We start from the raw sequence: 13,015 nt of genomic DNA on the forward strand, positions 1-13,015 counted from the left end.
TTAACGGTCTGACAGAACCAGATAAAAAAGACTACCCCTCAAGTATCGGTTTACTTGGGGGATGGCCTCCTTATCGGGTTGTGTTTGCTGCTGGAAAACCCCGATAGATTCCCTTTAAACTAGTCCTCGATCTAGTCGCCGCTTCTTCATACCCGCTTTTTATACACTCTCATCGCCAAGATATAAGCCACAATCAAAATCCCCATACACCATATAAGAGCAGCCCATATATCATTGCCCACCGGCTGAGCCGACAGCAGCGCACGGATGGCTTCTACGATTGAGGTCACCGGCTGGTTTTCGGCAAAGACGCGAACGGCGGCCGGCATCGACTCGGTTGGCACAAATGCGGAGCTGATAAAAGGAAGGAAGATTATCGGGTAGGAAAAGGCGCTTGCGCCATCCACTGATTTGGCGGACAGCCCCGCAATCGCCGCAACCCACGTTAACGCCAGTGTAAACAGCATGAGTATGCCGGCTACGCCAAGCCATGGCAGCACTCCCGCTGACGAACGAAAGCCCATGACGAGTGCGACGAGGATGATGACGCCAACCGATATGGCGTTGGATACCAGCGAGGTTAGTACATGCCCCCACAGTAAGGTGGAACGTGATATCGGCATGGAATGAAACCGCTCGAATATGCCCCGCTGCACATCGGTAAACAGGCGGAAGGACGTGTAGGATACACCGCTGGCAATAGCAATAAGTAGTATACCGGGCAACAGGTAATTCACATAATTATCCGTTCCGGTTTGAATTGCACCTCCGAACACGTAAACAAACAGCAACATCATCGCGATCGGCATAAGGGTGACTGTGACGATCGTGTCCATACTGCGGGAAATATGGCGCATGGAACGTCCTAGCATAACGCCCAGATCGCTAAAATAATGCTTCTTTAACGCCTCCATTTACTTTCCCCCCTGTCTGCCGACGATGGCGAGGAAGATTTCCTCTAATGTCGGTTGTTTTTCAACATACTCCGTCTTTGCGGACGGGATCAGTTTTTTTAGCTCCTGGAGTGTGCCGCCTGCGATAATCCTGCCTTCGTGCAGAATAGCAATCCGGTCCGCAAGCTGCTCGGCCTCCTCCAAATATTGTGTGGTGAGAAGTACGGTCGTCCCGCCGTCGGCAAGCTCCTTGACAATCTTCCAAACCTCAATCCGTGACTCGGGGTCAAGCCCGGTTGTCGGCTCATCCAGAAAAATGATTTGCGGACTTCCCGCAAGACTCAAGGCAATGTCCAGCCTGCGGCGCATACCGCCTGAGTAAGTAGATACTCTGCGATCAGCAGCGTCTGTCAGGCCGAAGCGGCGTAACAAATCGTCCGCAACCTGGCGCGGATGATTAAGATATCTCAGCCTGGCAATCATGACCAGATTTTCCCGTCCCGTCAAAATTTCATCCACGGCGGCAAATTGCCCCGTCAGACTTATCGCATGCCGCACGTGATCGGGTTTTGACAAAACATCGAATCCGTTGATGGAGGCGGTTCCGCCGTCTGGTTTGAGCAGTGTGCTGAGGATCTTGACAACCGTTGTCTTGCCCGCTCCGTTGGAGCCGAGGAGGGCGAATATACTCCCCTTTTCCACCTCGAAATCTACGCCCTTCAGCACTTGGAGCTGCTTGTAGGATTTTTGCAGTCCTTTTACTTGAATGGCCTTGGTTTGCACGGTTTGCATCGGATTCCCTCCCTTAAATGACGGTAACTTTTGACAAATCGGCTTCCATTCCTTTAAGAGCGGCATAGGTCAGTTTATCCATTGTTGCGCCGTCAAAGCAGATGGTTTTGATCATACGAAAGTACTTCTTGGTGAAGGTAAACCCAGGCTGGAAGGAAACATTTTTAAAGACAGCTCCCTTGAATGAAACGCCGGTTAATGCCGCTTTTTCAAACTTAACGCCGGTAAATGTCTGTCGGTCAAAACACTGCCCGCTAAGATCGGAGTGCTTGAAGTCAACCCCATCAAATAAACAACCTTCAAAAATCGTTTTTCTAAGATCGGTCATCGTTAACGAAACGTCGGTTAGTCTTACGCATGTGAATTTGGCTCCATCAAGACCCGATTTGCTGAAATTGGTTCGTACAAGGATCGTCTTATTGAAGCTTGCATTTGACAGGTCAAGTGTGGACAGGCTGCAGTCCGTCAGATTAGCACCGTCAAAATTGGCTTCGCGTACATCGCTGCTCTTGAACGAACTGCCGGTCAAATCTGCGCCCGAAAAGTCGGAACCGTGCAAGGCGCTGCCGTTAAACTGACCTTTGTGGGCCGTAACGCCTGCAAAATCACTCTCTGCCAGGTTGCTTGCGCTAAAGTTGATCACGACTTGCCGTTCCAGCGAACGGGAGAGATTGGCGACCTCCAGGATTGTTTGTTCGATGTCACCGATACTTTCAATGGTTATCTTAAATGCCGTTTCATCATCCTTGCCATCAGCTTGGAGTTCACGGTATCGCTCCTGCAGATCGGAGAGCAGGTCGGCCTTTAATTCGGTAACGCTTTTAACTCCGCTGTATGGCATAAACACGCTGTTCAGATAATCCGTCAATTTCTGATTCATTCCATCAAATCTCCTTATAATAAATTTTCTAATACGCGTTTTGCATACTCCCAATTGCTTTTGTTGCGGGCGTAAGTTTCCTTGCCCCTTTCGGTAATCCTAAAATATTTGCGCCGTCCGCCCTGTGATTCATCGCCCCAATACCACTCGATGTCGCCGTCTGCTTCAAGCCTCCGGAAGCTGGAGTACATCGTGGCTTCCTTTAATTCATACTCGCCGTCCGATCGTTCGGCAATCAGCTTGACAATCTCATAACCGTAATGATCAGTTTCGGACAAGAGCCGTAAAATCATCGTATCCGTATGTCCGCGCAGCAGGTCGGATGTGATTTTGTTCTCGCTCATGCAATCACCCCTCTATCAGCATAATACGGCATATTACTATGACTGTCAAGGTAGTGTTTTTGTTATAATACTTTGTCTAAAATACTTCCTGCATTCATAAAAAGCAGTCTCATCATTGAAAACAATCCTCCTAGGAACATGTATCGTTAAAACAAAAAAAGCCGCATCTATGCGACTCTTTTACGGCGAAAATAAAGGGCACCCGCTCAGGTGCCCGCTGATTCAAAAAAACCTAGTCGTATTCGCTAATGAAGCCATGATCTCCATCGTACGATAATACGTTATCGCATCTTCGGCTTCGTAAGCGATTATAGTACCGTTTGGAAGTCTGCGTGCACCGGGTACGCATGAAGCCATTTCCGCCTGACCGCTGTGCATGAATTCGATGTTTACTTCAACCGGCAATTTGACTTGAAACGGCGCGAGTTGATCGATTTTCCCCATCGCTTCTTTGGTTCTTGCCGTGAGTTCTTTACGGCTCTGCTGCAGCGATAGGCAAATCGCAGATGTTCTGGACAGTGAATGCTTGACTATGCCAGTCACTGCATCCGGAATAATTCGCTTCGTCTCTTCCGAAGCCTGGTCGTCTCCGGTAACGAGAGCCACCGGGACGCCCAGCAAGCCAGCGTATATCGCATTAAATCCGATCTCTCCGACTTCCACGCCATTGACAGTTATATTCTTGAACCAATACGCATGGCTCAGAACGCCAGGCATTCCATGCCTGGCATGATACCCTACAAAGAAAACAGCCGCGAAGTCGGAAGTTAGACCGGACATCATATAGTTGTCCCGGGGAATACCCGAAATTAACGTCGCCGCGGGATGCAAATGATCCAATCGGAGGTTATTGCCGGAAGAATGGCTGTCGGCAACGATGATTTCAGTTGCCCCTCCTTCCAGGGCGGCCTCGATTACAGCGTTAACGTCATGTTCCATGAGTCTACGTCCATATTCATAATTCGGCTCGCCCGGCAGAAGGAAATCAGGATTCGTAACACCCGTGATCCCTTCCATGTCCGCTGAAATGTATATTTTCATGATTCTTAACCGATCATGCAAGCTGAATGTCCCTGCGTGCCTTCTACGTCGTTTCCTTCCTTACGCCAGTACTCGATGCCTCCAAGCATTTCTTTAACTTTGAAACCGAGACCGGATAAACGGGCTGCTCCTTTGGTCCCGCCATTACAAGCAGGTCCCCAACAATAGACTATGATGACTTGATCTTTGGAAAAACCCGCGGTCGTCTCGGCGCTAATCAGATTGGAAGGAAGGTTAATCGAGCCGGGTACGTGGCACTCCCCATACGCTTGGGCGCTTCGAACGTCAATAAGCAGAAATTCATTGAGGCCGTGCTGCATGTCGTATTTTACGTCAGAGACGTCCGTTTCCACGGAAAGTTTGTTCATATAGTGCCGATGAGTTTGCTCCGGTGAAGCGGCAGGTGTTTCGAGTACGAGTGAAAAGCGTGTTTGAGCTGTCATTTGGGTTACCTCCAGTGGGTGTCTTATTCTTGAAATCAATATAGCACGATCACAGACACCGGAGTTATCGATAGAATTCTATACATTCCATCAATCATTTTGATAATTGACGCTGCTGATAAGTTCCAAGAAACCAAGAAACGCCTTTGACTTCCACTTTTTATTGGAGTAAATCAACTGGGTGTAGAACTTGAATTCAGGATGAACAAAAGGAATCGCGATGATTTGGGCTTTACGGATTTCTTCCGCAACCGCTATTCGGGGCAACAGGGCAATTCCCAGACCGTAGGTTACACATTGCTTAATCGCTTCCAAATTACCGAATTGGTAGGATAGACTGAAATTCACTTGGTTCGCTTTCAATACCTTGAGCAGCAGGGCCCGATAGGTACAGCCATCCTCGGTCAAGATCAGCGATTCGCTCTCCAGATCTTCAACATGGATTTCGCTTAGACCGCTGAATTTATGCTCCGGATTCGTAATAATGACCAGTGTTTCTTCTCGCAAGATGCTGCTGTTAAGTTCCGGATCTTTAAACGGAGGATCGAGAATGATTCCGACGTCCAGCTCCCCTTCTTTGACCGACTCGACAATGTATGGCTCGTTTCCCGGCTGAATGACAACGTTCACGTCCGGATAATCGCGTCGAAATGCTTGCAGATGCTGTGGCAGGTAAAAGGCCGCTAACGTCTCAATCGTGCCGATGGAGAGTGTTCCCTTGGATTGTTTCGCTACAACTTCTTTAGATTCTTCATGGAGCCTGTGAATCTCATTGGCGTATTGCAGGAGCGCTTCCCCAGCCATTGTCAACTTCATGCTTCTACCGTAACGTTCCAATAATGTGGTCCCGTAAGACTCTTCCAGCCTCTGAATCTGCGTCGTGATGCTCGACTGCGCATATCCCAGAGCTTCCGCTGCCTTAGTGTAGCTCCCCCATTTTGCCACTTCACGAAAGGTTTTCAAATAAGTCAGTTCCACGGTTACCGCCTCGATTCGCATAAGTTCCAGACACTTTATCATGTTCTCAAGATTACGGCAAATGCAGATTTTACGATTCAGTTGAAATGAATTAACACTTACCTTTACAACAGTACCTGTAATAAAAGTGCGTACTTACATCATTGAATTATTTTTTTTATACTCAAATTATTAAGAAGGAGGAAAATTCATATGAGAACTCTTGTTATCGTGGCACATCCTAACTTAGAAACGTCTGTAATAAACAAACTGTGGACAGAGGAATTACAAAAATATCCCGACAAGTATACGGTTCACGAATTAAATAAGGTTTACCCCGATGGGAATATTGACATAGAAAAGGAACAAAAATTAATAGAATCACATGGCAACCTTGTCTTTCAGTTCCCTATTCATTGGTTTAATTGTCCCTCACTCTTAAAAAAATGGCTTGACGATGTACTATCCTATGGCTGGGCTTATGGTTCCACAGGCGACAAATTAAAGAACCGCAAAGTTGCACTCGGTGTTTCGGCAGGTATCAAAAAAGAAAACTATAGCGAACAAGGAAGATACCGATATACGCTTGAGCAAATGTTGGTTTCTTTCGAGACGACTTTTCAATATTGTGAAGCAAATTATCGTTCGCTTTTTGCGGTTTACGGGAAAGAAGACAAGGCAGGCGAAAATGTGCCGGGTTCGGTAAGTGAACAAACGGATAGCGAATTGATCAATAGCGCGCAGAATTATTTAAGATTTATCGATAATATGTAAGCTGCCTATAACGCTCTCTAACAATAAAGTATTTCCTCCATAGGGAAATACTTCTTTTACATTCCCCAGGGCAATGCCTATGGCTGTACCCGATTCTTCGGCGCCATGTTTTTCTCCCCCCACTCGCACATCATATTCAGAAGCGGCATCAGGGATAAACCGCGTTCAGATAATGAGTACTCAACCTTTGGAGGTACTTGAGGGAATTCCTCGCGTATAACAATCCCGTCTGCGACCATTTCTTTCAACATGATACTGAGGGTTTTAAAGGTGATCGAACCGATGCATCGCTTTAGTTCGTTAAACCGCATAACTTTATTTTCTGATAGCCAATACATAATGATCATTTTATATTTACCGCCCACAATGGACAATGTATATCCAAATCCGGTGTCATTGAGTCGCACTCCGCTCGGAACGCAGGTATCGCTCATTACATTCACTCTCCATTTCTTTACGCTCGCTTCTGAACTACTCTTCGCTTGGCTTCTAGAATCAGACTTCTTTCTTTATATTATAGATAAGTTGAATGATATTACATTAAAATTATACAACGCTGCACATTTTGCATACTGCTTTCCCGCTTTTAAGCTCCTGCGGCTTCTTTTATAAAATCTAGCAGTCAGACAAGTTTCTTGAGATCACTAGTGTCTCCTTCCACTTGAAGGGTTTCCGGAGGACGGAATGATTAAAGTTCACAACATCGCAACAAATTTCCCATTGTGCATTTTTGCCCATTGGGTAATAATATGATGTATTGGATGAAATTCCGCTCTTTGTAAATGAACTTTAGAAAGGAGGGCGCATGTAACTTGAACCCTAAGCCGACATTGCGCGACAAGAAAAAGGAAGCCACCGCCCATGCTCTGGCTGAAGCCGCCTTTAAGCTCGCGCTTGAGCAAGGCATGGACGGCTTTATCGTCGAAGACGTTGTCCAGCAGGCCGGCTTCTCCCGGCGGACCTTTGCCAATTACTTCTCGTGCAAAGAAGAGGCGGTAGCGGCCTATTTTATTGGCAGTGCCTCCAATGAAGATGAGACGCTGCTGTTTGCGGATCTGCCCCCGGATGCAACCCCTCTCGATGCGCTGTACAGCTTGCTCAAAATGCAGTTTACCTCGGAGTTTCTGTATAAACTACGGCAGTTCGTATCGCTTGCGAATCAGTATCCGTCGCTAGAACCTTATATTCTCAGCGTATTCCGCCGCCTGCAAATGGCCGCGCAAGAAGTGCTCGAAAAATTCTCCCATGGACGATATAGCGAGGGATACACCCATCTTCTTGCCGGTGCCGTTTACGGAGCGTTCGTGCCTATTCTTGACGGTCGGTTGAACGTCCTGCTGCCGGGTGAAGCGCCAGATGATCGCTCGGGTGCCATGTCATTCGATCAGTATTTGAATTCTATGTTTGGTTATTTGCACAACGGCTTCTAATTCAGAGATAAAAAAGGAGAACCATCTGATGTCTACTTTTCTGTACCGATTGGGAAAATCGGCTTATTCTAAACCGTGGTATTTCCTCTTGCCATGGATCGTCATCCTTGGTGTTGTAGGTGCCTTGCTCGGCGCCAATGGCATCCAATCCAGCTCTGAAATGAAAATCGAAGGCACGGAATCGCAAAAAGTGCTCGATATGCTGGCTGAGGAACTTCCAGCCGCTGCCGGCGGCCAGGCTAGTGTAGCCTTTACCGCGCCCGCCGGAGAACGTCTTGACACTCCGCAGCGGATCGCATTAATTCTGAAAGCTATCAATGATGTCTACAACATGGACTATATCATCAACCCCGCCGAACTGGCCGCCAAAGCCGCTGCGGATTCGTCAGCCGCTGCAGGACAAGCAGGGGCGGCCGGACAAGCGGCTGGACAAGCAGGCGCCGCAGGACAAACGGCTGGACAAGCAGGCGCCGCAGGACAAACGGCTGGTCAAGCAGGCGCTGCAGGACAAACGGCTGGTCAAGCAGGCGCTGCAGGACAAGCGGTTGGACAAGCAGGTGTGGCAGGACAGGCCGTTCCTTACGGTCCGCTCTTCGCTGAGGGCGTTCCGGTTCCCGGCGTTATGCTTTCTGCCGACGGCAGTATCGCCCTGTTCCAGTTCCAGTTCACCGTTCAGCAGACATCCCTGCCCGCTTCCGTACCGGATAACGTCATCAAAGCCGTGAGCGAAGTCGAGCAGGCAGGATCGGGCATCACAGCGATTCCAAGCGATTCGCTCAAGAGCACGCCATCCATCGGTTCAACGGAAGCAATCGGTGTTGCCGTTGCCGCGGTTGTTCTGTTTATTACGCTGGGCTCGGTCGTTGCCGCCGGGCTGCCGCTGATTACCGCGCTCCTAGGCGTCGCGATCAGCGTCGGTGGTTCATTCGCACTTTCCAGTATCATCCAGATGAATGATATTACCCCAATTCTCGCCGTCATGATCGGTCTGGCGGTCGGAATCGATTACTCGCTGTTTATCGTGAACCGGCAACGGCGGTTGATTCTCGATGAGAGATTAAGCGCCCATGAAGCGACAGGCCGGGCGGTTGGTACCGCAGGCAGCGCTGTATTTTTTGCCGGTCTGACCGTTATTATCGCCCTGTGCGGTATGTTGGTCATCGGGATTGGATTTTTGTCGACCATGGCTCTGGTAGCCGCTGTGAGCGTTCTGATCACCGTCCTGCTCGCGCTGACTCTGCTGCCTGCGCTGCTCGGTCTGGTCGGCGAACGGATCTGTACATCCAAGGCCCGCGCGAATAACGCAGCTTCCGGAAAGAAGGCTCTCAACGGGTTTTCACACCGCTGGGCGCGCACCACAGTCAAATACCGCTGGGCCATCATTATTATGGTGATCCTGGTTCTTGGAACGGCGGCGATTCCGGTAACGAAAATGGAGCTGGGAATTCCGTCCGGCGCCTCGGCCAACCTGGATACCCCGGCACGCCAAAGCTATGACATCATATCCAAAGGCTTCGGCGAAGGTTTCAACGGACCGCTGCTTCTGGTAGCCGAGGCGACAAAAGAGTCCGACAAAATTTCTCCGGAAACGCTAGGCAAACTGGTTCAGGAGCTGCAAATGCATGATAACGTTACGCTTGTGTCTCCAATGGGCTTCAACGAGACCGGAGATTTAGCCATTATCAGTCTGATCCCGAAAACCGGTCCGACGGATACGAAAACTAGAGATCTGGTGCAGGATCTGCGTGATCCGGGTTCGAACTTTGCATCGGCGAATAATGTTACGCTTGGCGTGACCGGATTTACAGCCATCAACATTGATATGTCCTCCAAGCTTTCCGAGGCCTTCCCTATGTATATTGGCATCATTGTGATTCTGTCGCTGATCATCTTGCTGCTCGTTTTCCGTTCGATCATCGTTCCGATCAAAGCGACAGTTGGCTTTATTCTCAGCGTCCTGGCTACTTTCGGCCTGACTACTGCCGTCTACCAGTGGGGGTGGCTCCACTCCCTCTTCGGTTTTGACACTGGAGGACCACTGCTCAGTTTTATGCCGATTCTAGTTACCGGCATTCTGTACGGACTGGCGATGGACTATCAGGTTTTCCTGGTGAGTTCCATGCGCGAGGCTTACGTTCACGGGCGCCATGGCAACGAAAGCGTCATTCACGGCTACGATCTCGCCAGCCGCGTCGTACTTGCCGCAGGCGTAATCATGGTTTCTGTCTTCGCCGGTTTTATTTTCGCACCTGATGCCATGATCAAACAAATCGGTTTCGCGCTTGCGTTCGGCATCCTGATCGATGCATTCATCATACGAATGACACTCGTTCCGGCCATCATGTCGGTTTTTGGCGACAAAGCCTGGTGGCTTCCGAAATGGCTGGACCGATTGCTTCCGAACCTCGATGTCGAAGGCGACAAGCTGATCGCCAAGCTTCATGCCGAGAACGGAGACAAGAGTTAAAAAGACAGGCATAAATGCCTGCCCCCTGAAACACAAAAAGGAGAGCCTGCGGACAATGTCCGAAGCTCTCCTTTTTTGTGTTCAGTCGAAGATTCCACCTTTAATGAATGCTAAGATTACATATTTCGCTTCTAATACTCAAATGGTTCTTCTCACGAGTAAATCTCATGGAAAAATCCCATATACGGGATATCATCCTCCAGACATTTAATGCGATACGACAGCTCCTCATCGCAATCGGGCTCTTCTCCATTGTTTCGCATCACCTCGAATGAATCTACTATATTTTCCATGAGGACTACTTGGATAAACAATGGCAATTTATCCAACATCGGATTTTCGATCCTCGTCTCGCAGGACTTTACCGCTGTTATAATAGTATTGCGTAATAGGAACTCCTTCCCGATACCGGTAATGATTTTCAGCGAGCATTTTTCCTCTGGCCATTTCAAACAAGCAGACAAAAAAAGTGTGATTATTATAAGTTATCTCTTCCAGCAAATTCCCCTTTAAGGAGCCGATCACATTTGCGACACTGCCGCCATGCTCGAATAAATACCTTATATATTCAACTTCGCCCAGAAAATCTTCCCGGCTCCTGTCATGTAAGAAGGTAATTCTGATGATTTTTGCACCAGCGCCCTCCTTCTCACAGTTATAAGCGACATTCCGCCCACCTTCATGTGCTTCGATTAACCTGATTTCATAGCCTTCTAACGCGTATCCTTCGATACTAATGGAAGTAAATGATTATCCGCAATTGTAACAACCTCGTTATAAGTCATAATCTCTCCTTTAGTTCTCCTTAGTTACAAACGTAGTTAACAAACTCTCTCCCGGTCTCTGCTTCATGTATATTTTACAGAACAGCGCTATTTAAAATCCAAATAAACTTTCTTTATAAGTAAATTCAATTATTAAATTAAAATCGAGCGGTGGTATGTGTGTCCGAAATGACCGGTTGACGCATAAATAAATATTGTATATATTATGTATATACAGTAGTTACTCTATTGACGGCAGTGAGGTTAGACATGAACATTATTATATCCAACGCATCAGGCGATCCGATCTACATGCAGATTTTGAACCAGATTAGACAGAGCATTCTGAGCGGTGAATTGCGAGCAGGTGACAGCCTCCCCTCCATTAGGCAGCTGGCCAAGGATTTGCAAGTAAGCGTAATTACAACCAAGCGTGCTTATGAAGAGTTGGAGAAAGAGAAATTGATCGATTCTGTCATAGGTAAAGGTTCTTTCGTATCCGGAGCCAATAAAGATTTTATTCGGGAGCAGCGCATGAAACGACTTGAAGAGAAAATGATAGACATCATTCGAGAAAGCAGGGAATTGAATATGAGTCAACAAGATTTAATCAACCATCTGACCGTATTGTCCGAGGAGGAAGAGACACCATGAATGCCATAGAATTACGTAATCTGACGAAAATATACCCGGAGTTTACTGTCGATCATGTATCTTTGGATGTGAAACAAGGCTACATTACCGGACTCATTGGTCCCAATGGCGTTGGTAAAAGCACCTTGATCAAGATGATGCTCGGCATGATACGTCCTGACTCCGGGAGCGTCAAAATATTAGGCTGCGATATGCCTAAAGAAGAAGTGGACATTAAGCAGCGTGTGGGTATCGTGTCGGATGACTGCTTCTATTATGAACATCTTACGATTCTTGACTCGAAGAGGATGATCGCACCCTTTTATAAGAAGTGGAACGAAGAAAAGTTTAACCGCTATCTTGAACAATTTGAGTTGTCTCCCAAGAAGAAGATTGGGGATTTATCCAAAGGGATGAAAGTCAAGTTTTCCCTGGCCGTAGCCTTTTCATTTGAGCCCGAGCTCTTAATCATGGATGAACCTACCTCTGGCCTTGATCCTGTGTTTCGAAGGGAAATGCTCGATTTACTTGGGGATATCATGCAGAACGAGAGGAACTCGATTATCTTTTCTACTCATATCACAACAGATTTAGATCGCATTGCCGACTACATCGCTTTCATCAATCGCGGAAAACTTGTATTCAATGAAGCGAAAGATGACTTGCTCGAGAGATACGCAATCGTCAAAGGCGATTCACAACTGCTCGATTCCGATATTCGAAACAAATTTATCGGGATTCGCGAAACGGCTGTTGGTTTTGAAGGTTTAGTAGATAATAGGCAGGAATCCGAACGGTTATTTGGCAATTATGTTGTTTTTGACAAACCATCCTTAGAAGATATCATGTATTTCACCGCCAAGGGAGGACGTGTTCATGCTTAATCACCTGCTTTATAAAGAATTCATCGCTTTAAAAAGCTCACTTTGGATGGGTCTCCTGTTTCTGGCTGTATTCAGTGCCGCTTTTATACCCAAACTTTCCTCGTCTATTCACCTTGTCGGGATCTATACCGCATTTGCCTTAATTAATCACGGGACGATGATCGATATCAAGAATAATAACCATAAATTTCTCGTCACCCTGCCCATTACACGCAAACATATCGTTCAAGCCAAATACATAACGGCCATCATGTATACCCTTTTTGCAGTCCTTGCTTCTTACGGGATACACTGGCTCGTTAAACTAACATTCGTGAAGCTTAATAAGCCAGACTATACCATCATGGATATACTGGTTCCGGCATGCATAGTGCTTATGATAACTTGTGTCTATTTGCCGCTCTTCTACGCACTTAGTAAAAAAGGAACCTCTATTATCAACGGCGTCTTCTTTATCCTCCTACTTGGACTGGCTCAGCCTGTAGCGGTTTTTATGAATATGATTAACGGGAAGAGCTTCGGCAGTGACCCGGCGTTATATCTTATCCTGTTCGGGATCTTATTGTTATGCGTGGCTTCCTATTATATAACGATTAATCTGTTTACTAGAAAGGACCTGTAGGAGGCCGTAATCACTAAGTGCTCTTAGAGACTATTGCCGGTAGTTAGACGCAATAATGCGCGAATACCAAGCTGGAATAACAAAAAGCACC

14 protein-coding genes are annotated in these 13,015 nt (G+C 47.3%); 6 read left to right on the top strand and 8 right to left on the bottom strand.

The window, feature by feature from the left end:
• Positions 1–146: 146 nt before the first annotated feature.
• The 7 genes from EDM21_RS01480 to EDM21_RS01510 all read right to left on the bottom strand — a co-directional run bounded on the left by EDM21_RS01480 (position 147) and on the right by EDM21_RS01510 (position 5,371).
• Positions 147–914 (bottom strand): ABC transporter permease, encoded by a 768-nt coding sequence (locus EDM21_RS01480; RefSeq protein ID WP_157332232.1) that lies wholly within the window; start codon positions 912–914, stop codon positions 147–149.
• Positions 915–1,685 (bottom strand): ABC transporter ATP-binding protein, encoded by a 771-nt coding sequence (locus EDM21_RS01485; RefSeq protein ID WP_157332233.1) that lies wholly within the window; start codon positions 1,683–1,685, stop codon positions 915–917.
• A 13-nt stretch (positions 1,686–1,698) separates the two neighbouring features.
• Positions 1,699–2,565, bottom strand: coding sequence for a pentapeptide repeat-containing protein (locus EDM21_RS01490; protein ID WP_157332235.1), 867 nt, complete (start codon positions 2,563–2,565; stop codon positions 1,699–1,701).
• A gap of 14 nt (positions 2,566–2,579) precedes the next feature.
• Positions 2,580–2,909 (bottom strand): PadR family transcriptional regulator, encoded by a 330-nt coding sequence (locus EDM21_RS01495; protein WP_157332237.1) that lies wholly within the window; start codon positions 2,907–2,909, stop codon positions 2,580–2,582.
• A gap of 222 nt (positions 2,910–3,131) precedes the next feature.
• Entirely contained in the window at positions 3,132–3,950 is an 819-nt protein-coding gene (locus EDM21_RS01500; RefSeq protein ID WP_157332239.1) for a M55 family metallopeptidase, read from the bottom strand.
• A gap of 5 nt (positions 3,951–3,955) precedes the next feature.
• Positions 3,956–4,393: a rhodanese-like domain-containing protein gene (locus EDM21_RS01505; protein WP_157332241.1), complete on the bottom strand. Its 438-nt coding sequence runs from the start codon at positions 4,391–4,393 to the stop codon at positions 3,956–3,958.
• A 90-nt stretch (positions 4,394–4,483) separates the two neighbouring features.
• Positions 4,484–5,371: a LysR substrate-binding domain-containing protein gene (locus EDM21_RS01510; protein ID WP_166541791.1), complete on the bottom strand. Its 888-nt coding sequence runs from the start codon at positions 5,369–5,371 to the stop codon at positions 4,484–4,486.
• 192 nt (positions 5,372–5,563) lie between these two features.
• Here EDM21_RS01510 and EDM21_RS01515 point away from each other — a divergent pair, with 192 nt between their 5' ends.
• Positions 5,564–6,124, top strand: coding sequence for an NAD(P)H-dependent oxidoreductase (locus EDM21_RS01515; protein ID WP_157332245.1), 561 nt, complete (start codon positions 5,564–5,566; stop codon positions 6,122–6,124).
• A 77-nt stretch (positions 6,125–6,201) separates the two neighbouring features.
• Here EDM21_RS01515 and EDM21_RS01520 read toward each other — a convergent pair whose 3' ends face one another.
• Positions 6,202–6,558 carry a winged helix-turn-helix transcriptional regulator gene (locus EDM21_RS01520; RefSeq protein WP_157332247.1) on the bottom strand — a complete coding sequence of 119 codons (357 nt, stop codon included), beginning with the start codon at positions 6,556–6,558 and terminating at the stop codon, positions 6,202–6,204.
• A gap of 378 nt (positions 6,559–6,936) precedes the next feature.
• Here EDM21_RS01520 and EDM21_RS01525 point away from each other — a divergent pair, with 378 nt between their 5' ends.
• The 5 genes from EDM21_RS01525 to EDM21_RS01550 all read left to right on the top strand — a co-directional run bounded on the left by EDM21_RS01525 (position 6,937) and on the right by EDM21_RS01550 (position 12,924).
• Complete coding sequence (locus EDM21_RS01525) at positions 6,937–7,554, top strand: TetR/AcrR family transcriptional regulator (RefSeq protein ID WP_235917971.1); 618 nt, start codon at positions 6,937–6,939, stop codon at positions 7,552–7,554.
• A 28-nt stretch (positions 7,555–7,582) separates the two neighbouring features.
• The gene (locus EDM21_RS01530) at positions 7,583–10,021 is read left to right on the top strand and encodes an MMPL family transporter (protein ID WP_157332251.1); all 2,439 of its coding nucleotides are present in this window, start codon (positions 7,583–7,585) and stop codon (positions 10,019–10,021) included.
• 1,034 nt (positions 10,022–11,055) lie between these two features.
• Positions 11,056–11,439: a GntR family transcriptional regulator gene (locus tag EDM21_RS01540; RefSeq protein WP_157332253.1), complete on the top strand. Its 384-nt coding sequence runs from the start codon at positions 11,056–11,058 to the stop codon at positions 11,437–11,439.
• Entirely contained in the window at positions 11,436–12,302 is an 867-nt protein-coding gene (locus EDM21_RS01545) for an ABC transporter ATP-binding protein (RefSeq protein WP_157332255.1), read from the top strand. Before EDM21_RS01540 ends, EDM21_RS01545 begins: the two co-directional genes overlap by 4 nt.
• Positions 12,295–12,924, top strand: coding sequence for an ABC-2 transporter permease (locus EDM21_RS01550; protein WP_157332257.1), 630 nt, complete (start codon positions 12,295–12,297; stop codon positions 12,922–12,924). Before EDM21_RS01545 ends, EDM21_RS01550 begins: the two co-directional genes overlap by 8 nt.
• Positions 12,925–13,015 lie beyond the last annotated feature (91 nt).

Source organism: Paenibacillus lutrae (assembly GCF_009757775.1).
Classification (GTDB): domain Bacteria; phylum Bacillota; class Bacilli; order Paenibacillales; family NBRC-103111; genus Paenibacillus_F; species Paenibacillus_F lutrae.